Here is a 21,005-nt window from a genome sequence, read left to right as displayed (position 1 = left end):
CGCCTCGGCCCGGGGTGGTATCGATGGGCGGCCGCCTTGGTCGCCGGCCTGTGCGCGATGATGCTGAGCGCATCCGGCGCGATGGCGCCGGTCGACGACGCCCTGTACGCAGCGTACGTCCGCAACGCACCTTTGGCGCGCGACGGCGAAACCGTCCTGATCGCCATCGACGATCGCAGCCTGCAGGCGCTGGGGCAATGGCCGTGGCCGCGGCGCACTCACGCTCGCCTGGTGAATCTGCTCGATGCGGCCGGTGCGCGCAGCGTCGCGCTCGACCTGTTGATGCCCGAACGCGACCGGGATCCCGGCAGCGACGACGCCCTCGCCCAGGCGATGCGGACGAGCGGGCGCGTGGTGCTGCCGGTCAACGCCGGCACCGCTGCGGCCGGCGCTCCGGCGGAGGAACTGGTGCCGGTCGCGCCGCTGGGCGACGCGGCCCGGGCCTTGGGCCACACCGATCTGGAATCGGGGCGGGATTCGGCGTCGGCGCTGTACCTCAAGGCCGGCATAGGGGCGCCCCGATGGCCTGCCCTGCCGCTCGCGCTGCTGGGCGTCGAGCGCAACGACCTCGCCGCGCCTCCCAAGCCCGGGCGAAATGCATCGCGGGCCTGGGAGCGGACGGATCGCGTGCTGTTGCGCTTCTCGGGCCCGGCCGGCACGTATCCGCAGTATTCGTACGCCGACGTGCTCGACGGCCGGGTTCCGGACGATGCATTCCGTGGCCGTCGCATCATCGTCGGCGCAACGGCGGCGGGACTGGGTCACGTGATCGCCACGCCGATGCCCGGCGGTCGGATGTCGACGCTCGAGTACCTGGCGAATGCGACCGAAACGCTCGCGCAACGCGCCCAGGTTCATGCGCTGGACCCGGCGACGTGCGCGCTGCTCGCCTTCCTCGCCACGACGCTGGCGGCGGGCCTGGCGCTACAACCTGCGCTTCGTGCGCGCCTGCTGGTCAATGCGGTCGTCGTCATGGGCCTGGTCGCCGTGAGCCTGCTGGCCGTATCCGCGGCCCAGACGTGGTGGGGGCCGTCGGCCGCGGTCGTAGCGGTCGTCGTACTGGGCGCCGTTTCCCTCGTCGTCGATCTGCGCCGGAGCACCGACCGCGCGCACCTCGACGGCGTCACCGGCCTGTTGTCGCGGAGACGCTTCCTGCATCGCCTCCGCGGCGCCATCGCGCATGCGGCCGACACCAGCGAGCCGCTGGCCGTGATCAGCCTGGAGTTCTCCGGCTTCGAGCGATACCGCGCGCGCGCAGGAGAACTCGAAGCCGCCGTGCTGCTGGCGCGCCTCGCGAAACTCATGCACGCCGAGCTGGACGGCGCTGGCGATTTCGCCGGCCGAACCTCCGATGCCGGCCTGGCTAGCGTCGTGCTCCACCGATCGGACGCAGCCGTGGACGCGATGGTCGACCGCCTTCGAACCCAGGCCGCAGCTGTCGTGCGCAATGCCGAGGGCGACGACGGCGCCACGGCGCTGCAGGTGCACGTCGGTCGCGCACGCGCGACGTCGGATGCCTGGCTTCCCCTGTTGCGCCGCGCGGCGGCGGACGGACGCAGGCCGGCGGTGCGCGCCTGACCGCGGTTCCCGCAGGCCATCGCCGGTCGAAAAGCGAAAAGCCCTGCGAAAGCAGGGCTTTTCGCTTCTTAACCGGTTATTTCCCGGAGGTCTTTCAGAACGGCTCTAGCCACCATCATGTCAATGGAAATGAAAATTAAAAAATAAATCAATAAATTAAAGAAACATATCAAACAAGCAATTCGAGATTTGTTTTATTTAATCACAGAAGCCACTTATAACGGGCCAAATTGCAACAAACGGAGCCACTGACCTGATAAGCCCATCAAGCAGGAGCGAGAACCAGACCAAGAGCCAGCCTTGGGCGCTTTCAGCTTGCATGGCGCTGGAGAAGGGCGGGCATCCGGATAATCTCAGGGCTGAGCCTAGATAGGTGTAAGAATGCCCCACTGAATCTGAAAAATTCGCTAGAACAATGGCATAGCAAGTTTTTCTCTGGCCTCTAGAACTTGGTTGGCGGCGTGCGTATCAATGGCTGCTTCCGAGCTATTACGTTGAATAACTCACCGCGACAGCCTTGAACCTAGGGCGTCGGCCGTCACGGGCGGATCAGAGAACTCCGAAGACCAAGCCCAGACCGACCGCAAACAGCAGGCCAGCCACGATGCGTTGAACGTGCTGCATGGTGAGCTTGGTGAGGTAGCGGTTCCCCAAGAACGCGCCCGCGAACGCGGACAACACGGCGCCAGCTAGCAGCAGATAGTCGAGTTCACCGGCCTGGCTCCCCAGCTCAGCCGAGTACACGCCAATCCGCGAGAGGTCGATGAGCGCGGCGATGGCAACGCCGGTTCCGATAAATGCCTCCTTGGTAAGGCCCGCTCGAACTAGAAATGCTGAGCGCAGGGCGCCCTGCATGCCGGCTAGGCCGCCGAAGAAGCCGCTGAGCACGCCCCCAACGGGAAGATATCTGGGAGGGAGCGCGACCCTGCCGAAGCGCTCGGAGACCTCAAGCCCTGCGAACGCGAGCAACAGCCCGCCGATGGCCAGCTTCACGGGGGTCACGACCGCCAGCTTGCCGAAAATCACATACGACGCGATCGGCGGCACGTCGGCCAGTCGGCTCAATACCAGCGCGCCGACGAATGAGGCGACGAATGCCGGCAGCCCGAACCGAATCAGGACCCCCTTGTCGGCTTTTCGCCCCACCAGCCCGAGCTTGAACAAGCCATTGAGGAGGTGCACGACGCCTGTAAGCGCAACTGCCTGCTCGATCGGGAAGAACAAGGCGAACGCCGGCAACAGCAAGGTCCCGAGGCCGAAGCCGCTGAAGAACGTCAAGCCCGACGCAAGAAACGCCACGACGCAAATAATGATCAGGGTCACGGGCGGTCCAGATCTTGGGAGCGACACATTGTCGCACCTCGACGATAGCCGCCCGGCTCACGACACCCTCTCGCGCCCCTAATGAATTAACCAGCCGAAGCTATTCCACTGGACACACATCGACCCAGCGTAAATCGACGCGATGATGAGGCCCCATTTGACGATGGCGAGCGCTTGCGCGAGCCCGGGATGCGGGCCTCAACGCCCTCTACCTGGATCGTTGCCTTAGGAAGGGCGACATTCGTGACCTCACGGGCGATTTGGACCAGGCGCAGCAGACCCAGCGCATCCGCATTTGCGCGCGCCGAACCGGCGCCGTAGCATCGGTGCAGGAGATGGCATTCCTCCTGTCCCCACCGGGGCAAACCGCCGCCTTGGCTGATGATGCCTGCTGACCCCGCTCCGGGGCGCAGGCTGTGGGCATCACCGCCACTTCGTGCGCCCCGTGTCACCCCAATTGGGAGTGCGCACGTGCCGATACTGCCTGCCTTGCTGATCTTCTGTGGCGCTGGCCTTGGGGCCTTGGCGCGATGGGGGCTGAGCCTCGCGCTCAACCCCATTGTGCCGTGGCTGCCGCTGGGCACGTTGGCCGCCAACGTCATCGGTGGCCTGTTGATGGGCGTCGCTTTAGCTTTGTTCACCCAGTTCGATGCGCTCTCGCCAGCATGGAGGTTGGCCATTGCCACGGGCTTTCTGGGCGGGTTGACGACATTCTCGACCTATTCGGCCGAGGCCGTAACCTTGCTGGTACGTGGCGAGTACGGCTGGGCGACCCTGCACATCACCGCGCATGTCGGCGCGTCCCTCGCGGCGACGTTCGCCGGGATGTTCGTCACCCAAGCCTTACTCCGGACGCTGGGAGGCACTCCATGATCGGCATTCACTTGCGGCTCTACACCTACGAGATCCGCCGGCACGACGGCCAACTCGTTTATCAATGGCTGCTGGATCAGGCCAAGCGCATGGGCATCCACGGCGGCTCGGCGTTTCGCGCCATGGCAGGATTCGGCCGACACGGCCGCCTGCATGAGGCGCATTTTTTCGAGCTGGCCGGTGAAGAACCGGTCCTGGTGGAGTTCATCGTCACCGACACCCAGGCTCTGCAGTTTCTGGAACTGCTTGAGACCGAGGGCCTGCACCTGTTCTACGCGAAGCTGCCAACTGAGTATGGTGTGGTTGGGAAGCTCGATCCCTAGCGCTGCCGAGCGGGGTCCTGCATCGACTCTTCAAGGCACCCCGCCAAACGCGAAGTTTCAGCGCATGAAGGCGTGCGTTGACCCTGACCGCACCAGTGGGCGAGCAGCGAGGGGCTAGTCACACGACCCGGTCGATCGACCCCAGCAGAGTGCGGACGTTCGCAAAGACAGAACCGCTACTTCGATCCGTAAATATTCAACGGCGCCGAGGTGCGGATTCCGTTTCAATTGGCGCCAGTGCCGCTTGGCTCTGAACGGTCTGGTGAGGCTTATCCACGGCTGCTTGTGCTCGAGTGGGCGGCATGTAGCTAAATGCCATGGCGCCTGAGCCACCCAAGCCGCAGGCTTGCTTACGCGGCCGGATCAGGCCAGCACATCGGGAGCATCCCCAACGAGCCTTCGCGCAAGGCCCAGCGCGGATTCGAAATCGCCAACGAAATGAAGTTCGCCGTGCTTGGGGCGCAGATGCATGCCATCGATCACTCGGCGGGGTTGCGACTGAAGGCCGGAAATAATCAGCACAATCCCGCGGCGCCGGCACCGCTCGAGCAGGGCCTTGAGCGCATGTACGCCACTGGCGTCAATGATTGGCACCAGCCGCATCCGCAGGATGAAGACCTTCGGCGGGTCCCGGAACTGATCGAGGAGGTTGTCGAGCCGATTGGCAGCGCCAAAGAACAGCGGCCCATTGATCATGAAGGCTTCGACGCCGGCAGGCAGATGATCGCGCTGGGTCAAGTCGGCGGACACCTCACCGTTCTCCTCAATGAGCCGGATGCCCGACGTCACTTCCACGGCGTCGGCCATGCGGAACATGAAGACGAATGCGGCCACGACAAGGCCGACTTCTATCGCGAGCGTCAGGTCGAACAGCACGGTCAGGAAGAAGGTCAGCAGCAACACCAATCGATCTCCCTTCGGGGCCGACAGAGTGTGTCGAAAGTGCTCGTACTCGCAGATATTCCATGCCACGACCAGGAGCACGGCCGCCAATGCGGCCAAAGGCACGTAGCGCATCAGCGGGGCAAGCGACACGAGGAACACGAGCAGGAACAGCGCGTGCAGTATGCCGGCGATCGGCGAACGCCCGCCTGCGCGGATGTTGGTGGCCGTCCGCGCAATGGCGCCCGTGGCCGGAAGCCCCCCGAACAGCGCCGCGCCGACGTTGGCGAGGCCCTGCGCAACGAGTTCGCCGTTGGACCGATGGCGGCCGCCGGTCATCCCATCGGCCACCACGGCCGATAGCAATGACTCGACGCCTGCGAGAAAGGCGATGGTGAATGAACTTGGCAGAAGCTCCGCGGTGCGCTCGAACGGAATGTTCGGAAACTCGAAGCTTGGCAACGATGTGGGGAGACTGCCAAAACGGCTGCCGATGGTCTCCACCGGCAGCATGAACGCACTGGAAGCCAGCGTGCAGAGGACCAGCGCGACGAGGAACGCCGGCCAGTGCGGCCAGCCCCGGCGCAGTGTCACGATGATGGCGATGGACACCAGTGCCAGGGACGCGGCAGCCGGGTTGGCCGTCGTCGCGTGATCTGCGTAGGCGGCCCAACGCGCCAGGAATTCGGCCGGGACGCTGCCCATCTGCAGGCCGAAAAGGTCTTTGATCTGGCTGGAAACGATGCTCACGGCAATGCCGGCCGTGAATCCCGTGATCACCGGCTGCGGCATGTACTTCATCAGCGTGCCGAGCCGCATCAATCCTGCGGCGATCAGCATGAGACCGGCCAACAGCGTGCAAAGCACAAGTCCGCCGAAGCCGAACTTCTGGATCACTACGAATACCACTGGGATGAACGCCGCGGTGGGCCCACCGATCTGCACGCGCGAGCCGCCGAACACCGAGATCAGGAAGCCCGACACGATCGCCGTATACAGGCCCGTCTGCGGGGCCGTCCCGCTGGCGATGGCGAGTGCCATGGCCAGCGGCAGGGCCACGATGGCGACGGTGAGCCCGGCGATTGCGTCCCTTCGCAGGTCGGAGAGCGAATATCCCTCCCGCAGTACCGTCAGGAGCTTGGGTTCGAACTGATGCGCGTACTGCTTGACGGTGTGGGATGCCATGACTCCCCCGGTCAGTGGGCAACGCGTCGGTCAACGGCGCTTGGGTGCAGAGCGCCTTCGCTGGATCGGGTTATGCGCCAACTTCGTCAATATTGCTTCAAAGAGCGGATCGTTGCCGGTGTCTTCGGCCAGCACGTGCCTGGCGGCGGAGGTGGCCACCACCTGGGCCAGTTCCAGAGGCAACGGTTCGAGCGTCTCGTTCCAGAACTGCAGTTGCAGATCGCGCAGCCAAGACGCCTCCGGCATCAGCGTCCGGTAACGCCCCAGTTCCTCCAGACACTGCTGGTCGACCGCTTCCGTTTGACTGCGGGACACCAGCAGGGTGCAGGATTGTTGCAGCGGCGTCCTGAGGAACTGGTCATAGACCGACAGGCATTGGGACAGCGCCTGCTGGGACGTTCCATGGGTCGCTTTACGGTCGCGGGAATCGAAGACAGAAATGGCGGCCCGCATCGGCGTGCGGGCCAGTAGCGTGGCAATCGAGCTTTCCTCGGCCGCTACGGTGCCGGCGAACGGAGCGGCCAATTGCGGGGCGCACGTCCTGACCCATGTCGGTGGCCGGTCGAGACCTGGCACATGCGGACCGGGATTGCCTCGGCCCGTCCACAGGGCATGCAACGCGTGCGTGAGGTCAATCCAGGCCGTTGGCAAGGCGGGCCAGCACAGCGATTGCACAAAGACCGTTTCGCCGGCATCGGTCGATACGCGTGCGGAACCCAGGAATGCAATGCGCGAGACCTGCGGCTTCTGGGCTCTGACCGCCGGGCGGGATCGGGATGCACGTGGTGCCGGGGAATGTGTCATTTGCCTGCAAGCGTCCAATCAGGAAGAGGCTTGAAAAACATCACGAGATGATGTCTCATGCGCTTTATATGATGTATTATGCATCATAACACATGTTCCAACATTAACAGGAGTGGCTTTTTTCGCGGCGCTTCAAGATGATGCGCGTCCAGGCCGCTTAGGCCGGTGACAAACGGAAGTAGGTGATGCCCCACGCATCAAATGAAATGCTCTGCACCTCTTGGCTGAAAGGTTTGTCGGGGCGCCGGCCATGATCACCGCAGCCCAACTCCGGGCGGCCCGTGCCTTGGCCGGGATGGATCAGAAGACGCTGGCGGAGAAGGCGGGCGTGTCGTTGCCGACCATCCAGCGCATGGAGGCCAGTACCGGCAACGTCCGCGGCGTGGTCGAGACGCTGACGAAGATCATCGCGGCACTCGACGCGGCCGGAATCGAATTGATCGGCGAGAACGCACCGAGTCAGGGCACAGGGCGGGGAGTTCGGCTCAAGACCCCCAGCCCCCTCTGATCCCGACGCGGCCCTCGCCTTGGGAACCCAGGGCGATGTAAACGGAGGCGACGTGGCGACTGATGCAGACATCGACGAACTCAAGCGGATGTGCGTATTGCTGTTCCTGGAACTTCAGGAGATTCGCCGTAAGCTGGAAATCGAGCCTGTTGGATCGCGGGACATGGACGAGTACCGAAATGCGGTCCCCAGCTATCTGACACAGTTCGACAGAAAAATGCGGAATCTCGTCAAAGAACCCTCGAGCGATCAGTAGCACAGGGCACTGGAGCTGTCCTGGCCGGCCGGTTGGAACGGGACGGTGCGGAGGGTCTCGATGCGGAGAAGAAGGCGATATTGATGACTCGCAACGATCACATAATCGAGGATCTGCGCCGGCGCATTCCGTCATTCACCTGCATCGTGGGTTGCCATGACTGTTGCGGACCGGTTACCGCCTCGTCGGAAGAGGTGGCTCGGCTTCCCATCAAGACCGAGGCCGAACACGAGGCGGCACTGGCCGAGCTCAATTGTCCGCACTTGGGCGCGCATGGCTGCGAGGTCTACAGCGAGCGCCCCTTGATATGTCGCCTGTTCGGTACGACCCCGCGGCTGCTGTGTCCCAATGGTCGGCGCCCGGTGTACATGGTGGATACGAAGACCGAGGACGAAGTGTTTCGATTCCTTAGGCAGACGCGCCAGGTGCTCGTTTGATGGGCGAATCGACCGCAATGAACTGCTGCCGTCGGGGCAATGCGATGGGCTTTGGCTCTATGTCTGCCCTGCTTGCCAGTCCTCCAAGCGCTCGGGTAGTCCGCGACGCGCATGCGGGAGGCGTTCTTGAGACCATCTGCGAGGTCGAGAACCGTGCATAGGCTTGCTCTTAGTCCGATTGAACGTGCTGCGCTATACATGCTTTTGAATCGGCGACCATTGTTCAAGTGGGAGCGGGATGCGCTGACGGATGACATAACGCGCAGCCTGGAGGAGAGGGGGCTGATTGTTCGCGACGGAGCCCAGTGGCAGGTGACGGAGAAGGTGGGCGCAAGGTCAATTGTGCGCATGCGCTAGCTCAGTCGTACAAGCGTGAGCCAGCTCGGCCGAACCCCGCCAAGGCCGGCTGAATCCCAATCTCATTACCCGGATCCTCGGCCATGATCTGCCCATCCAAGGCGGCGTCCTAGGCTACGAGCACCTGGAAACTGACGTCGACGACAGCGCTGACCAATCGTTGACTGGCTTCAACGCATCCAACCGAGTGCAGCACCTGAGTCTGCGGCTCCAGTTGCTACAGGATCGCCTCGGCTGTGCCCGGCATTAAATGCCCAATGCTGGAGGTCTCCGGCGTGCTGTAAAGGATAACGCACGCAATTCGTAAGATTACGACGTACTGAACTTCTCGATCCCCAGGGGACCGCGAGCCATCAATCCGACATCCAAGCCCCCTGACATGAGATCGAATGTCGCGCCGAACTCCGGGACAAAGGCGGACCAACCCAATTCGTGCTCGATCCGAACTCGCAACCTGTCCGCCGCATGCGGTTCACCATGCGTGACGAATACCCCACGCGGGCGGGTCTCTGCGGATCTCAACCAGGCGATGATCTCGGTAGCGTCGGCGTGCGCGGATGCCGATGCCAGCTGTTTGACCTGCGCTCCGATCGCAATGTCCTCCCCGTAGATGCGCACATGGCCGGCCCCGCCGGCCAGCAGCGCTCCCCGCGTGCCGCCGGCCTGGAAGCCGCACAGAATGATCGCGTTGAGCGGATCGGGAGCGAACGCGATCAGGTGATGGAGCACTCGCCCGCCGGTCACCATGCCGCTGGCCGATACGATCACCATCGGGCCCTTGCGCCGATTGAGCTCTTTGGATTCTTCCGGGCTGTTGATGATCCGCGTGTTGCGGTACATCTTTTCCAAAGCCGCCTCGTCGAGGCGCAGCTGGCCAGAATACTGGCGGTACAGGGAAGTGACGTCGGTCGCCATTGGGCTGTTCAGATAGACAGGAGCGGCGGGAAGCTCTCCCTCTTCCTGCAATTGCGCGATCACATGCAGCAAGGACTGGGCCCGGCCTACCGCGAATGCGGGGATGACCGCCACGCCGCCTCGCTGTAACACTGGCTTGAGAGCGTCGCACAGCTCCTGTTTCATGCCGCCCGGCGGATGCTCGCGATCGCCGTAGGTCGACTCGGTGACGATCCACTCGCTGGCCGCGGGTCGGTTCGGCGCTTGCATTACCGGGTCATGATAACGACCGATATCGCCGCTGAAAGTCACGCTCACGCCTCGGTAACTCAGGGTAACGGCAGCCGCACCGAGGATATGCCCCTGGCTTCTGAAGCGCGCGGTCACGCCGGGTACGGGTTCGAATGGCGCGTCGAAATCCCAGTTGCGCATCCGCCGCACGGCTTCGTGAGCGCTGGCCACCCGGTAAAGCGGCTCGGCCGGATGGTGCTTGGACGTGCCGGTTCGGTTGGCGTATCCGGCCTCCTCCTCCAGCAAATGAGCGGAATCCGGAAGCAAGATCCCGCACAGTCGCCGCGTGGCCGGCGTGCACCAGACTACCCCTTCGAATCCCTCATCCACCAATTTGGGAAGGTAACCACTGTGGTCCAGATGCGCATGCGTCAGAACCACCGCGTCGATCGATGCGGGATCCACCGGAAACACCGCCCAATTGCGCAAGCGCAGCGCCTTGTACCCTTGGAACAATCCGCAATCCACCAGCAGCCGTTTGTCGCCGGCCTCCACAAGATACCGGGATCCGGTGACGGTTCCCGTCGCACCCAGGAACGTCAAACGAAATACCGGCGGTTTCGACGACACGATGCCCATGGCGCTTACCCCTATGTCACGCGTATCCGCAAACACGCAGATCGAGTCAATGCGAAAAGAACACCGGAACGCGGGTGTTCTCCAACAGATATTGGGTGACCCCGCCGAACCTTTGCTCCATCAAGTGCGGATGGCTATATCCGCCGGCGACGACGAGATCCGCGCCGGCCTCCCGTGCCCGCTCGACGATGATCTGGCCGACCGACGCGCCGGAGCGCATACGCCGAACAATTTCGACATCCACACCGTGGCGCGCGAGATGCGCCATGAGTTCGGCCGCCGAATGACCGGCGTCCGTCCGTTCTTCCAGACCTTCATCGACCATCAACACCTCGACTGAACCGGCCGAACGAAGCAGCGGCATCGCATCGTGCAGCGCACGCGTGCCCTCGCGGGAGTCGTTCCAGGCGACCATGACGTGCGGTGCAACCGCCGAGGTAACGGTCGAGTCCGGCACCATCAGCACCGGGCGCCCCGCACCGGAAAGCACCTCGGAAAAAAACCGGCGCCTGGGGCTCAAGCCGGTCTGGGGTTGCTCGATAACGAGCAGATCCGCATAGCGCGCGTGGCGGATCGCGATCTCCGAGGCGGTCAGCCAATACGCCGAGTTCCTGCGGATGCCCCAGGAAACGCCGGAGAACTTGAGCTCGTCTTCGATCCCGCGAGCCACCTCGTCGGCCGTCACCTCGACGCTGTCGCACATGGACCGATAGTCGCCCGCGGGACGGTACTCGCGAGCGTCCGCAATGGACGAAGCGACGCTGCCGCCCACCAGTGCGGTGACATGCCCTTGCAATGGAACCGCGATCGAGCAGGCGACCCGCAGAGCCGCCATCGAGATATCGCCCCACAGTTGGGGAACCAGAATGTCCTTGAACATGGCGGCCTCCATAAGCGGCCAGATTGCCGTCCGGTCCATCGATCCATACTGATCTGGATCAGCTTGCAGGCCAAAAGACTTGACCTCGATCAATGAAGTCCGGTGCCTCCGACCTACTCTGAGCGGGCATCCCAGGAGAACGCCATGACCACCCAGTCCTTGTCCGCCTCATTCATTATCGGCCCCGACACGCCGCGCTGGTCGGAAACCCTGCACGATGGCAGCCAAGTGGCGATTCGCTGCATCAGAGCGAGCGACGGCGCGGCCGAGCGGGCATTCATCGAAGGACTGTCCGACCAGAGCAGGCGCTTTCGCTTCCTCGGGCAAACCCGTCATCCCAGCGATGATCTCATCCGTCGACTGACCGATATCGACTACAGCCACGACGTAGCTTTTGGCGCCTTCGACGGTGCCGACGACGACCGGCTCGTCGGCGTCAGCCGGTACAGTACTACTAGCGACGGCACGCAATGCGAATGCGCCGTCACTGTCGATGACGAATGGCAGAACAGGGGCCTTGGAACGGCATTGATGAAGCACCTGATCCAGGTCGCGCGGCAGCGCGACATCCACAAGATGCATTCGTTCGATTCAGCCGAGAACCACCGCATGCAGGAACTCGCCGCGCATCTGGGCTTCCGCACTCGAACCGATCCCGACGACACCAGTCAAGTCATCCATGAACTGACTTTGTGAGGCTGCGCCATGGACCCGGCACTGTGGCCCGCCTTCCTGAAGTGGTGCGCGATCTTCAACTACGGCCTGTTGCTGCTCGGATTCGTTGCGTTCGTGATGTTTCACGAACCGATGTATCGACTGCATCGCCGCTGGTTCAAGTTATCGGCGGCCCGATTCGATGCGACCGCCTATCTCCTGTTCGGGCTGTACAAGATCGCGATATGGATACTCATCATCGTTCCTTACCTGGTGCTTTGCTTCGTCCGGCATACCCCGTACTCCTGAGGCAGAGCAGACCGGTCCAGCCCGGCCGCGCACGGCGCGTGGGCCGAGCTTCGACGTTGCATGGCTCCGGGCCGCATGCACGGGGCACAGCGCCTTGATGCGCCGATGCTCCCGCGATTTCGGTCTGCGTTCCGCACGAGCGCCGTCGTACCACCCGAGGACGAACGATATGGAGTCCAGCCAGGACGCCCCAGCCCACCCGACAGGACTGTCGAGCGATCAGGCCGCGCACCGCCTGCGTGTCGACGGACCGAACCGGCTACCGGAACCGGATCGGCGCAACTGGCTGCGCATCGCGTCGGGAGTGCTGCGCGAGCCGATGCTGCTCCTGCTGATCTTCGCCTCGACCGTCTACCTGCTGTTGGGCGATCCTCGGGAAGCGGCGGCGCTGGCCGCCTCGGTCACGCTCGTGGTCGGCTTGACCGTGTACCAGGACTACCGCTCGGAGAGCGCGTTGCAGGCTCTGCGGGACCTGAGCACACCGCAGGCGCGGGTGATCCGGGACGGCCAGGCCCGATCGGTTCCCTCGTCGGAACTCGTGGTCGGCGACGTGATTCTGATCGCCGAAGGCGACCGCATTCCGGCGGATGCGCGGGTGCTGGACGAAGGCGACGTGATGCTCGACGAGTCCATGCTCACCGGCGAATCAATGCCGGTGCAGCGGGGCGCGGCTGCGGTCTCCGGGCCGGACAAAGATCTCGTTCATGCCGGTACATTGGTCGTGCGCGGCCATGCCGCCGCACGGGTGGTCGCCATCGGAGCCGCCACGGCCGTGGGCAGGATAGGCGAGGCGCTGCATACGCTGCGAGCGCCAGCCACGCCCATGCAGAGGGAAATCCGCTATGCGGTGTTGATCTTCGCCGTGCTCGGCCTGAGCGTCAGCCTGTTGGTCGCATTGTGGTATGGCTGGACTCGGGGCGATTGGCTGCAAGGAGTACTCGCCGGGGTCACGCTCGCGATGGCCAATATTCCCGAGGAATTTCCGGTCGTGTTGACGGTATTCCTGGCTTTGGGCAGCTGGCGCATGGCCCGTCACAACGCTCTGATTCGCCGCTCGCCGGCAATCGAAGCACTGGGCTCGGTCACCGTTCTGTGCACCGACAAGACCGGCACGTTGACCGCCAACGAGATGTCCCTGGTCGAACTGGCGTTGGGCAGTGAGCGTTCGGAGCCGGCGGAACTGCATTCTCCCGCGCTCGAATCGCTGCTGCATTGCGCCGAGCGCGCTTGCCCGGAGCACTCGTTCGACCCCATCGACAAGGCGATCCGTACCGCGATCGCGGGCTCGTCCGCGGCGCACGCGCAGCCCGGTACGAAGCCGGTACGCGAATACCCTCTGTCCAAAGACCTGCTCGCCGTCGCCCAGGTCTGGCGGATCCGGGACGAGCCCGGGTTGGAAATCGCCAGCAAGGGCGCTCCGGAAACCATCGCGGATCTGTGCGATCTGGCCGGCGACGAACGCACCGCGGTCATGCAGCTCGCCAAGGAAATGGCGGGTCGAGGCTTGCGGGTTCTCGCCGCGGCCTCGGCCGTATGGACCGACGGCCACCAGGCGCTTCCGGCCACCCCGCGCGGATTTCGCTTCGAGTGGCGCGGCCTGCTCGGATTCGCGGACCCGCTGCGCTCGGGCGTTCGCGATGCGGTCGCCGAGGCGAAGGCCGCCGGCATCAGGGTGATCATGCTGACCGGCGATCATCCGAATACCGCGCGAACTATCGCCGCGCAGGCCGGGCTGGAGCGTCCGCAGGCCGCCATGCTGGGGACCGAGCTGGAGGCGCTGGATGCGGCAGCCTTGGCCCAACGCGTGCGCGACACCGACGTGTTCGCGCGGGTAAAGCCCGAACATAAACTGCGATTGATCGATGCATTGAAGCGAAACGACGAGATCGTGGCCATGACCGGCGATGGCGTCAACGACGCCCCCGCGCTGATGGCGGCCCACGTCGGCATCGCGATGGGAGAGCGCGGCACGGATGTCGCGCGCGAGGCCGCATCCATCGTCCTGCTCGACGACAATTTCGTGACCGTAGTGAGGGCCGTGCGTCAGGGGCGAGTCATCTACGACAACATACTGCGCGCGGTCCGCTACATTTTGGCCGTCCATGTGCCCATCACCGGCCTGGCCCTGTTACCGCTCGTCCTCGGCGCCCCGTTGCTGCTGATGCCTTTGCACATCGTGTTTCTGGAGCTGATCATCGATCCTGCATCCGCGCTGGTATTCGAGCGAGAGCCTGCGGCAGCCGATATCATGCGCCGGCCTCCGCGGCCGCCTTCGCAGCGCTTGCTGGACATGCCGACGCTGTTGGGCAGCCTGGGCCAGGGCGCGGTCGTCCTGGCCGCGGTCGCGGCTGTTTACTTCATCGGGCTGGGCGCGGTTACGACCACCGAACAGGTCGCGGCGCTTTCCTTCACTGCGCTGATAGCGGGGAACCTCGGGCTGATCGTAGTGAACCGCGGCTTCACCCAAGCGCATTGGCTCGGCCGAACCAGCAAGGCATTCTGGGTTTTGGTCTTGTCTGCGCTCGGCATGCTGTTTCTGATCACGCGATTCGAAGGCCCCGGCGTCTGGTTCCGCTTTACGCCGCCGCCGATCGGCCTTTCCTGCCTGGCCTTGCTGATGCCGCTGGCGGCATTGGGCGCCATCGAGCTCGCCCGCAAGGCGCTCGGAACGAAGCAACGGCATCGCAGTCAACCGGGATGAAACGTTCAGGACCGGGGCAAGGCAGTCGCAACAACGCAGGCCGCTGCGATCTCGGCTTCTTCGTCCACGTCCACGCGCCACACCCTCGCCCGGCTTTCCGGGCTTTCGAGCCGGACGTCGCCGCGGTCGTTGGCGGCCCCGTCCAGTCCGATGCCGAGCCAGCCCAGGTAGACGGCGATCGCGGTGCGCACTCGCGGGGCATTGGCTCCGATGCCGCCGGAAAATATCAGATGGTCGATGCCGCCCAACCGGGTCGCCATGGATGCGATGCCCTGTGCGATGCGCAAAGCGAAGATGTCCAAGGCCAAGGCCGCCTCGACGCTGCCCGCGGCGAGCAGATCCCGCACGTCGCCGCTCAGCCCGGATAGCCCGCGCAGACCGCACTCGTGGTACAGCGCCTCTTCGAGCGCGTCCACGCTGAGCTCGTCGGCCCGCAACAGATAGAGCACCGCGCCGGGATCGAGCGCCCCGCTGCGCGTCGCCATCGGCAGCCCGTCGAGCGGAGTACTCGTCATGGTGGTATCGAGGCTTTGCGAGTCGCGCACGGCGCAAAGGCTGCAACCGCTGCCCAAGTGAGCCAACACGACTCTCTCACGGCCCACAGGGGGATGAGCCTCCCGCGCCTGACGCATCGCCGAGGCGAAGGCCAACCCATGGAAACCGTAACGCCTGATGCCGAGCGCATCCCATGTTTTCGGCACCGCGAGCCGCCGGGTGTTCGCGGGAAGACGGGCATGCCACAAGGTATCGAAGCTGGCGTACTGCCGGGTCTGCGGCCAGCGGCCTTGCACCGCAGACACCAGTCCGAGGGCCGCCCGCTGATGCAGCGGCGCGAAGCCCGACAGCGCGCGCAATCGCTCGAGCTCCGCGGCATCGAGAGCCCGCGCTTGCTCGGCATCGCCGCCGTGAACGATGCGGTGTCCGACCAGCGCCGGAGCCGCGGCCAAACCCAGAGTGTCGACGACCTGGGCCAACGCGGCGTCCAGGTCCGGGGCCGGATGGCTCAATGCGATCTCTACCCGCTGCGAGAGCCGCGTTCCCGATGAGCCGCTCCTTTCGTATCGCGCCGCCTTAAGCGTGGCCGACCCCAGGTTGAGCACCAACAACGTCCGATGGTCGGACTCACTCATCGCATGCGCCTTGCCACAACACCGCCGGCGCGCGCCGGCCCAGGGCGGCATCGTACTCTTCGGACGTCAGCCAGGCGCCGGCGCTGCGTTTCAGGAGCGTGGCGGCGGCCAGCAGAACGTGCGCCCAGGTGCAACGATTGGCGAACATCAAGCCGTCGACGTCGAGGGTCCCGCCGCGATTCCGATAGCCCAAGGCAGCGGTAAGACCGGGGCCGTCGTCCAGCCTGCGCAGCGCTCCCAGGAACGGCTCCGGGCGCGTATGGGTCAGGAAGATTCTCGGCCGGCCCGGCGCGAACCAGCGCCCGACGGCCTCATCATCGTGTACGTATTCGGCCTCTTCCTCGTCGCGAGGCGTCCTGAACCGGCCGGGCTCGGCAAGATAGATCAGGTTGGCGGCTATGCCGTGCGAGCCGAGCCGACGCCAGGCCTTGCGCGCGGCGGCCAATTGGTAGGCCCCGGTGGCCACCACATCGATCTCCGCGTCGACCGCGTTCGCCAGGAAAATAGCCCCGTCGTGCTGCAAGGCCATCGCTTGCTCGGCCTCCAGCACCACCGGCAGTTCCCGCTTCGGCACCACCAGGGCGAACAGCCTGCCGCGATCGGTATAGACCGTCTGCAGGGCGGCGCAAGCGCTGTTCGCGTCCGCTGGGAAGACGATCCGCACCGAGTCCTGCATTTCTCCCATCAGCGCTTCGACCACGGTCGGATCCTGATGCGATTGCTCGTTCTTGGCGTTCTCCCAGGTGTGCGAGGTCAGCACGATCGGAACCGACAACCAGCCGGGCGCCCGCCCGGCGTGGCGAAGCTGACGGGCGAAGGTCAATTCCTGTCGCAGCGCGCCGAGCATTTTCGCCGCGAACGCCTCGTAGGTGACGACGAGGTTGATGCCGCCCTTGTTGGCCAGGGCCGCGCATACCACCGCTTCCTCGTTGAGGGCGGTGATGACGCTGCCGACGTGGGATTCGGCCACGCCCGGCTCGGGCGATTGCACGCGATGCTTGAGCAGGTCCAGGGTACGGTCCAGGCGATTGCTGCGCAGCTCATCGGGATTTCCGACGCGCACGCGCAGCCCGGGGTTGGCCGCCAGCGTCGCGACGAAGTATTCGTCCAGGGCCGACATGGGCGAGACCGACTCTCCCGGGGCGCGCCATTGAGGTCCAGGCGAGATGGGTGGGTGAATCTGGCGCGTGGCCAGCGCGTGGTCCCGCTCCATCGGGCGCCGCTGCTGGCGGTGGGTGGCCAGGGCGGAGATCGCGTCCCGCAACTCCGGTTCGGCGACATGCAATGTCTTGCAGGCGAGGTTGAACTGGTTGCGCGAGTCTTCATCGCTCGAGGGATTTCCCGGTAACGGCAAGTTATGAGCCCGGTTGCTGCCGGCGCCGGGGAAGCCATAGCCCTTGGGCGCTTGTGCGACCCCATAGCGCAACGGCGCGCCGGTATCGAAACCGGCGGAGGCGCAGGCGTCGATACGGGTCTGTTCGCGCAGCTCGATCGCGTGGATGCCCCAGGCGATGCTGGCCGGGTCGCGGCCATCGAGCCCGATCGGTTGGAAGCCGTTGAGCCGCAAATGCGTATGCAGCCAGCGCTCTCCACCCTCCTGTGCGATCTGGCTGCGCTGCTCGATCCGGCGCCCGTTGAGCACCATGATCGGCGCCACCAAACCGCAGTCCTGCGGACGCCACCATCGCGGCGCCCAGTCGCTGCCGCGCTGTTCCTCGAAGGCGCCGTCGCTTAGGAAAGCCACCAGCCGCTCTCCCGGGAGCGGCGCATGTACATAGTGCAGCTCCGCGAAACCGAGGTAGCCGCCTTCCTGCAGGCTGCCGGCGGTAAAGGCATTCACGTGCGAACCCAGCGGCGAAGTCGGGTAGCCGTCGCAGCTCACGCCGTAGGAATAGAAATCACCGACGAAGTCCGATAAGCGCTGGTCGTCCAGCCCGTACCGGCCGGCGTGCTCGGGCGTCATGTTCGCCGTCAGCAGGTTCAGCGCATCCACGGCGGCGACGCAATGCCCTTGCCCCATCAACCACGCGCGCGTATGTCCGGTCAGCGCATTGATCGCGAGATAGCCGGCGTAGGCCGGCACCATATTCAACGAGCCGCCGGTATGCCCTTCGGGATGCAGTTTGAAGTCGTCCGCGTTCAAGGGCCGGCCGTCAAGACGAACCGTCTGGGCATAGGTCATGTGAACGACCAGCCACATCGCGGCGCTGGCGACTCGATCGGCCGCCGCCAAGCGGCGATAGCCCGTGGCTGCGTCGGGGAGGATGCCCTGCCCGGTCAAGGTTCCGATCAATGCGTGAATCCGCACCTGGGTAAGCGCATCGTGAACGATCGCACCGTACCCTGCGGCCCAATAAGCGAAATCGGAATTCTTCGCGCGTCGATCCGCCGCTTCGGCTTCGATCCGGCGCCGCAGCGGGGCGTCCAATTCTTCGCTCGTGCCGCAGGCGAGAACCAGCTCTTCCGGCGTTTCGTCGTAGATCATGGACCGGTTCCTCTCTGAATCCGTGCCAGGTGTTCGGCGACGGCATGTGCGATGGGCTTGGCCAGACCGATGGCGTTGCTGGAATGGCGAATGCTGTCGGTGCTTACGATGCGTTCCACCCCGGCCCGCTTCAGCAGCTCATGCGCATTGCCGCTGAACAGCGGATGGATGACCACGCATACCGGCGGCGGCAGGTCGAGTCTTCGCAGATGGTCCGCGGCGGCGGCCAGGGTTCGCCCGGTCGAGACGATGTCGTCGACCAGCACCGGGGTGAACCCGCGCAGACGGTCCGGATCGGGCGCGCTCACTTCGACCTCGTGATCGCCGCGGCGTCGCTTGTGCAGCACCTCACAAGGTATATGCGCCTCCCGGGCGATTTCCGCGACCCATTGCGCGCTCTCCTCATCGGGTCCGATCAGGATCGGGTTACTCACCTCGTGTCGTATCCAGTTCGCCAACTCCGGCGCCGAATCGACGCACGAGACCGGAATCCGGTAGAGCTCGTCGAGCCTGGCGATGCGATGCAGATGAGGGTCTACGGTCACTAGCCAGTCGAGGCATTGATCGAGGAACCGGGCGAACACGCTCGCCGCCACGGCTTCGCCCGGACGAAAACGAGCGTCCTGGCGCATGTAGGCGAGATACGGAGCCACCAGGCCGACGCTGCGCGCGCCGAGCTCTTTCGCGGTCTGAGCGACGAACCGCACAGGCAATGCCTTCCGGTCCGGATCGGACAGGCCCACGAAGACGACGACATCTGCGCCTTCGATATCGTCGTCGATCCTGATCAGCGATTCGCCATCGGGGAAATGCCGCCACTCGAGGAGCCCCACCCGGGCGCGCAAGTCCCGGCTCACCGAACCCGCAAGCGCGCCATCGTCGGGAAAGGGCAGCACCACCGGCATCATGATCGCGCCCCCCGCACGCTCAACGTGTCCGGGTGCGCCCTGGCGTAATCCAGCGCGTAGGCCAGCTCGCCTTTCGACCCGGCGTGCACCAGGAACAAGGGCATTCCGCGGCGGATCGAATCGCCTTCGCGCAGGGTGCATACGACGCCGGCCGTCGGGGTGCGGGGCGCGCCCGCCAGCTTGGCTATGCGCGCCAATTGGCGATTATCGATGCAGCCCAGTTGTCCGTCGAACGACGCAACGAAAGGTTCGACGAAGCGCGCCTTGCCGGGCTCGCGGAAGCCGCCCTGGGCCATGCAGATGGCGAAGAACTTCCTCATCGCGGCGCCCGATGCGAGCGCGCCGGCAGCCTGTATTCGCCCACTCCCCGGGGCGATGCCGGGCAACAGTTCAAGCACCGCTCCGGCGACATCGAGCGCTCGCTCGCGCAGCTCGCTCGGCGCCTGCGGCGAATTACGCAGAACCTCGAGCACGTCGTGCGCTTCGAGCGCCGGGCCGATCCCGCGCCCGACCGGCTGGCGGCCGTCGGAAATGTGCACGCCCAGACGTAAGCCGAGGGCCTCCCCGACGAAAAACAGGCGCCGGGCGACCGCATCGGCGGCGGCCATGGTGCGCACCTTGGCGGTCGCGCCCACCGGGATGTCGATCAATACATGGGTGGAACCCGCCGCGGCCTTCTTCGACAGGATGCTCGCGACCATCTGGCCGTCGCCATCCAGGTCCAGGGGGCGTTCTATCTGGATCAGAATGTCGTCGGCGGGACTCAAGCGCATGCGCCCACCGGAGGCCATGCAGCCTCCCTCCCGATCCACGACGTCCCGCAGCGCGCCGATGTCCAGATCGACGTCGGTCATGGTCGCCATGACGTCGGCCGTTCCGGCGGGCGAAGTGATCGCCCGCGACGAGGTTTTCGGAATGCGATGGCCCAGCGCGGCGACGATCGATACCACGATCGGGGTGGTCCGGTTGCCAGGCAGGCCGCCGACGCAATGTTTGTCGAGCACCGGTCCCGCGCCCCAATCGATCCGGTCCCCTACCGATACCATCGCGCGCGTCAACGCGACCGATTCGTCGAGGTCCAGCCGGTCGCCGGCGCAGACCGTCACGAATGCCGCCAGCTCGATATCCGACAATCGGGCGGTGAGGGTGTCGCGCAGCACCGCCTCGAACTGGGCCTCGTTCAAACGCTTCCCGAATACCTTGGCGCGCAGCACGCTGGCCGACCCGGGCGGTTCGGCGTGGGCCAGGGTGGCGATGGCGCCGGGCTCCGGGGCGAGCATTTGCCACGCGGCATCGGACAGCGCGGCCTCGTCCTTGCCCAGCCAGTCGCCGGTGACGATGTTCAGGACGGCGACGACCTCCTGCCCGCCGCACTTCACGCTGACCCGGGTCAAAGCCGCGAACCCCTCGGCGCGGGACACGGTGCAATCGCGGTGCAGATACAGAACCGGCTGCCGATAGGTGTCGATACCGGCTCGCCGCACGGGCAGCCTGGCACTCGGCTGCTCGACGTCGGAGCGGTCGTCGCATTGGGTCGATCGCATGCCGGGATCCCGGGAAAGCCCGATCCCACCCTAGAGCGGTTGCGCCAGTCGGCATTGATCTCGATCAATGCAGGGCGGTGCGGGCAACGAGCGTCGGCCGCCAT

General features: G+C 65.0%; 18 protein-coding genes and 1 riboswitch. Of the genes, 9 read left to right on the top strand and 9 right to left on the bottom strand.

Annotated elements, in window-relative coordinates:
• Positions 1-36 precede the first annotated feature (36 nt).
• Positions 37-1,578 carry a CHASE2 domain-containing protein gene (locus tag ASD78_RS21100; RefSeq protein WP_056099461.1) on the top strand — a complete coding sequence of 514 codons (1,542 nt, stop codon included), beginning with the start codon at positions 37-39 and terminating at the stop codon, positions 1,576-1,578.
• Between the two features lie 549 nt (positions 1,579-2,127).
• On the opposite strand, the gene ASD78_RS06840 is transcribed toward ASD78_RS21100, so the two are convergent.
• The gene (locus ASD78_RS06840) at positions 2,128-2,901 is read right to left on the bottom strand and encodes a sulfite exporter TauE/SafE family protein (protein ID WP_055902979.1); all 774 of its coding nucleotides are present in this window, start codon (positions 2,899-2,901) and stop codon (positions 2,128-2,130) included.
• A gap of 322 nt (positions 2,902-3,223) precedes the next feature.
• A riboswitch (Fluoride riboswitch) is annotated at positions 3,224-3,299 on the top strand.
• A 73-nt stretch (positions 3,300-3,372) separates the two neighbouring features.
• Here ASD78_RS06840 and crcB point away from each other — a divergent pair.
• Together crcB and ASD78_RS06830 are read left to right on the top strand one after the other, a co-directional pair.
• The gene (gene crcB, locus ASD78_RS06835) at positions 3,373-3,774 is read left to right on the top strand and encodes a fluoride efflux transporter CrcB (RefSeq protein ID WP_056099458.1); all 402 of its coding nucleotides are present in this window, start codon (positions 3,373-3,375) and stop codon (positions 3,772-3,774) included.
• Complete coding sequence (locus tag ASD78_RS06830; protein WP_055902983.1) at positions 3,771-4,097, top strand: DUF190 domain-containing protein; 327 nt, start codon at positions 3,771-3,773, stop codon at positions 4,095-4,097. Before crcB ends, ASD78_RS06830 begins: the two co-directional genes overlap by 4 nt.
• A gap of 363 nt (positions 4,098-4,460) precedes the next feature.
• Here ASD78_RS06830 and ASD78_RS06825 read toward each other — a convergent pair whose 3' ends face one another.
• Together ASD78_RS06825 and ASD78_RS06820 are read right to left on the bottom strand one after the other, a co-directional pair.
• Entirely contained in the window at positions 4,461-6,164 is a 1,704-nt protein-coding gene (locus tag ASD78_RS06825) for a SulP family inorganic anion transporter (protein ID WP_055902985.1), read from the bottom strand.
• A 30-nt stretch (positions 6,165-6,194) separates the two neighbouring features.
• Positions 6,195-6,689, bottom strand: coding sequence for a hypothetical protein (locus ASD78_RS06820; protein ID WP_056099452.1), 495 nt, complete (start codon positions 6,687-6,689; stop codon positions 6,195-6,197).
• A 529-nt stretch (positions 6,690-7,218) separates the two neighbouring features.
• Here ASD78_RS06820 and ASD78_RS06815 point away from each other — a divergent pair.
• From ASD78_RS06815 to ASD78_RS06805, 3 genes are all read left to right on the top strand, one after another.
• Positions 7,219-7,476 carry a helix-turn-helix domain-containing protein gene (locus tag ASD78_RS06815; protein ID WP_055902989.1) on the top strand — a complete coding sequence of 86 codons (258 nt, stop codon included), beginning with the start codon at positions 7,219-7,221 and terminating at the stop codon, positions 7,474-7,476.
• A gap of 52 nt (positions 7,477-7,528) precedes the next feature.
• The gene (locus ASD78_RS06810) at positions 7,529-7,732 is read left to right on the top strand and encodes a hypothetical protein (RefSeq protein ID WP_156087612.1); all 204 of its coding nucleotides are present in this window, start codon (positions 7,529-7,531) and stop codon (positions 7,730-7,732) included.
• An 83-nt stretch (positions 7,733-7,815) separates the two neighbouring features.
• Entirely contained in the window at positions 7,816-8,169 is a 354-nt protein-coding gene (locus ASD78_RS06805; RefSeq protein WP_056099933.1) for a YkgJ family cysteine cluster protein, read from the top strand.
• A 666-nt stretch (positions 8,170-8,835) separates the two neighbouring features.
• On the opposite strand, the gene ASD78_RS06800 is transcribed toward ASD78_RS06805, so the two are convergent.
• Both ASD78_RS06800 and ASD78_RS06795 read right to left on the bottom strand, forming a co-directional pair.
• Positions 8,836-10,290: an MBL fold metallo-hydrolase gene (locus ASD78_RS06800; protein ID WP_082575468.1), complete on the bottom strand. Its 1,455-nt coding sequence runs from the start codon at positions 10,288-10,290 to the stop codon at positions 8,836-8,838.
• A gap of 46 nt (positions 10,291-10,336) precedes the next feature.
• Positions 10,337-11,170 carry a universal stress protein gene (locus ASD78_RS06795; RefSeq protein WP_162250135.1) on the bottom strand — a complete coding sequence of 278 codons (834 nt, stop codon included), beginning with the start codon at positions 11,168-11,170 and terminating at the stop codon, positions 10,337-10,339.
• Positions 11,171-11,314: 144 nt separating this feature from the next.
• On the opposite strand from ASD78_RS06795, the gene ASD78_RS06790 reads away from it, so the two are divergent.
• The 3 genes from ASD78_RS06790 (at position 11,315) to ASD78_RS06780 (ending at position 14,834) form a co-directional block, all read left to right on the top strand.
• Positions 11,315-11,866 (top strand): GNAT family N-acetyltransferase, encoded by a 552-nt coding sequence (locus ASD78_RS06790; RefSeq protein WP_056099441.1) that lies wholly within the window; start codon positions 11,315-11,317, stop codon positions 11,864-11,866.
• Between the two features lie 9 nt (positions 11,867-11,875).
• Positions 11,876-12,133, top strand: a complete 258-nt coding sequence (locus tag ASD78_RS06785) for a DUF6868 family protein (RefSeq protein WP_056099438.1) — start codon at positions 11,876-11,878, stop codon at positions 12,131-12,133.
• Positions 12,134-12,302: 169 nt separating this feature from the next.
• Positions 12,303-14,834 (top strand): cation-translocating P-type ATPase, encoded by a 2,532-nt coding sequence (locus ASD78_RS06780; RefSeq protein ID WP_056099435.1) that lies wholly within the window; start codon positions 12,303-12,305, stop codon positions 14,832-14,834.
• Between the two features lie 5 nt (positions 14,835-14,839).
• On the opposite strand, the gene ASD78_RS06775 is transcribed toward ASD78_RS06780, so the two are convergent.
• Genes ASD78_RS06775 through ASD78_RS06760 form a run of 4 tightly spaced genes read right to left on the bottom strand, consistent with a single transcriptional unit; the run spans position 14,840 to position 20,901 of the window.
• On the bottom strand, positions 14,840-15,964 hold the full coding sequence (locus ASD78_RS06775; protein ID WP_056099432.1) for an acetate/propionate family kinase: 1,125 nt from the start codon (positions 15,962-15,964) through the stop codon (positions 14,840-14,842).
• Complete coding sequence (locus ASD78_RS06770) at positions 15,957-18,449, bottom strand: xylulose 5-phosphate 3-epimerase (protein WP_082575467.1); 2,493 nt, start codon at positions 18,447-18,449, stop codon at positions 15,957-15,959. The genes ASD78_RS06775 and ASD78_RS06770 overlap by 8 nt, the downstream gene beginning before the upstream one ends.
• Complete coding sequence (locus ASD78_RS06765; protein ID WP_056099428.1) at positions 18,446-19,357, bottom strand: ribose-phosphate diphosphokinase; 912 nt, start codon at positions 19,355-19,357, stop codon at positions 18,446-18,448. Before ASD78_RS06765 ends, ASD78_RS06770 begins: the two co-directional genes overlap by 4 nt.
• Positions 19,354-20,901 carry a thymidine phosphorylase family protein gene (locus ASD78_RS06760; RefSeq protein ID WP_056099424.1) on the bottom strand — a complete coding sequence of 516 codons (1,548 nt, stop codon included), beginning with the start codon at positions 20,899-20,901 and terminating at the stop codon, positions 19,354-19,356. Before ASD78_RS06760 ends, ASD78_RS06765 begins: the two co-directional genes overlap by 4 nt.
• Positions 20,902-21,005 lie beyond the last annotated feature (104 nt).

Origin of the sequence: Lysobacter sp. Root667 (assembly GCF_001427715.1) — a bacterium.
GTDB lineage: Bacteria > Pseudomonadota > Gammaproteobacteria > Xanthomonadales > Xanthomonadaceae > Lysobacter.
Note: the sequence above shows the minus strand (reverse complement) of the source record. Positions and strands in the feature narration are given on the sequence as shown.